This is a genomic window from Mesorhizobium sp. M0663, from assembly GCF_040320585.1.
Taxonomy (GTDB): Bacteria; Pseudomonadota; Alphaproteobacteria; order Rhizobiales; family Rhizobiaceae; genus Mesorhizobium.
This window is the reverse complement of sequence record NZ_JAMYPX010000125.1, coordinates 1-510: the sequence shown is the minus strand read 5'-3', so window position 1 is coordinate 510 and position 510 is coordinate 1. Positions and strand designations below refer to the sequence as shown.

Sequence of the window (510 nt, the reverse complement as noted above, 5' to 3'; positions counted from 1 at the left end):
CCGTCATGTGTCCGCCGCTCCGCTAAACACGGGGGCTGCGCGGCGGACACGCCGACGTCACCGCAATGCCACGCCATTTTGCAGAACTTGACGCACACAACTCGCAGGCCTTTTGCCAGCCTCTGCGCGTCGCGGGACCGGCCAACCAAGCTACGGTACAGCGCGCGAAGGGCTCCAGCCAACATGGACATTGTTAAGACATTCCTGTGGCCGCGCGCCAGGCCTGCACAACCAAGCTGTGCTGGTTCCAGATCATCAGCGCTCCACTGACAGCCATGAGCGCGACCACAAGGCCGCGGAACTGTCTTCCACTCAGGCGTTCGAGCCAGGGCTTGGCCAGCAGATTGGCAAGCGCGGCGCCCAAACCCGCGGCTGCGCCGTATATGGCCGCCTGACCACCGAGCGTCCCGAGTCCGGTGAATACCGCGACCTTGACGACATCGGTCACAAACGAGTTCACGGATTTCGTGGCGACCAACGTCTCCTTCTCCGAACCGTAGTTCAGATAGA

Annotated in this window: 1 pseudogene; it reads right to left on the bottom strand. The window is 62.5% G+C overall.

Annotation, left to right across the window (positions count from 1 at the left end):
• Positions 1-193 precede the first annotated feature (193 nt).
• Positions 194-510: pseudogene (locus NKI54_RS36435) on the bottom strand (sulfite exporter TauE/SafE family protein); the annotation flags it as partial.